The sequence below is a fragment of the Mesobacillus boroniphilus JCM 21738 genome (assembly GCF_000517385.1).
Classification (GTDB): domain Bacteria; phylum Bacillota; class Bacilli; order Bacillales; family Cytobacillaceae; genus Mesobacillus; species Mesobacillus boroniphilus.
The window spans coordinates 1-1,111 of sequence record NZ_BAUW01000215.1 but is presented as its reverse complement, the minus strand read 5'-3'; the positions used below and the strand labels follow the sequence as shown (position 1 = coordinate 1,111).

Annotated in this window: 1 protein-coding gene and 1 pseudogene; both read right to left on the bottom strand. The window is 41.7% G+C overall.

Going from position 1 to position 1,111, the window contains the following annotated elements; all coding sequences use genetic code 11:
- Positions 1 to 97: 97 nt before the first annotated feature.
- Positions 98 to 862, bottom strand: coding sequence for an IS21-like element helper ATPase IstB (gene istB / locus JCM21738_RS21855; protein WP_023626827.1), 765 nt, complete (start codon positions 860 to 862; stop codon positions 98 to 100).
- A pseudogene (locus tag JCM21738_RS24635) lies at positions 859 to 1,111 on the bottom strand (hypothetical protein); the annotation flags it as partial. The gene istB and the pseudogene JCM21738_RS24635, both read right to left, overlap by 4 nt.

The window sequence follows — 1,111 nt, the reverse complement described above, 5'->3', positions numbered from 1 at the left end:
GAAGGTAAAATCAGGCTGCGGGATTTCCGTTCATTTGTTCAAATTCATTTGGCGTTTGATAGTGTGAGCGTCAAGTTAAAATGAACAATTTCGCTGATTATTTTTGAACACTTTCTCCATTAAAAATCCTTCGTCTGTTCTTCATTCTATGACTATCGTCTACAAAACTTATTATCTCAGCCCGATGAATTAATCTGTCTAAAATAGCTGTTGCTACTACTACATCCCCAAGCGGTTCTGTCCATTCCTTTGGAGAGCTGTTAGACGTTAGAATGATCGAGGAATGGTTATATAAATCGTTAACCAGCTGAAAGAAGAGGTTGGCTTCCCTAGGATCCATTGCTGCGTACATTAAGTCGTCAATGATAACTAAGTGGGAATCCTTCATCCTTTTTATCCTCGTTTGCGATTTCCGTGTTATGTCCAGCGTTTTTAAGGTGTGAACCAATTCCCCCATGGAAATAAATGAAACCTTATAGCCCATTTGAATGGCCTCCAACCCTAAACCGACTGCTAAGTGAGTTTTACCGACACCTGGCGGTCCCAATAGTATTACGTTGAAAAGCTGTTCAACCCATGCTAATTCCTTCAGTTGGTTAAATTCCTTTCGGCTCAATGACTCTTGCTCTTCCAAATTAAACGTTTCTAAAGGAGTAATAGATGGAAAAGAGGCCAGCTTAAGCCTTTTTTCCATGTTCTTTTCATCTCGTTTCCCCCGTTCATAATCCCCCAAAGTTTGAAGGAAGGAAAGGTAGCTGACTTGTTCCTTTTCAGCTTTGGCTAGTATAGCCGGAAGCTCTTTTGAAGCCTCCGAAAGACGGAGGGATACTAGGGCATCCTGAAGCTGCTGAAGCTGTTTCATTTGATTCCCTCCATAATTGCGACATATTGGTCAAGTGGACGGTGTTTCGCTTCTGCGCTTAGTAACGGCAATGTCTCCACATCGGCAGATGTTGATTGGTATTCAGCGATAGTACTTGGACTGTTCATGTTCACTTGGCGTTGGCGTTTTAATAACTGGACTACATCTCGGAAATCATTAGCACTATATAGATTCCTCTCCATACATAACAACAGGGAATCATCCAAAACGTCGACAGAACTCACATCA

Coding starts and splice junctions, on each gene's coding strand:
- istB (WP_023626827.1), bottom strand. CDS start 862: ATGAAACAGCTTCAGCAGCTTCAGGATGCCCTAGTATCCCTCCGTCTT.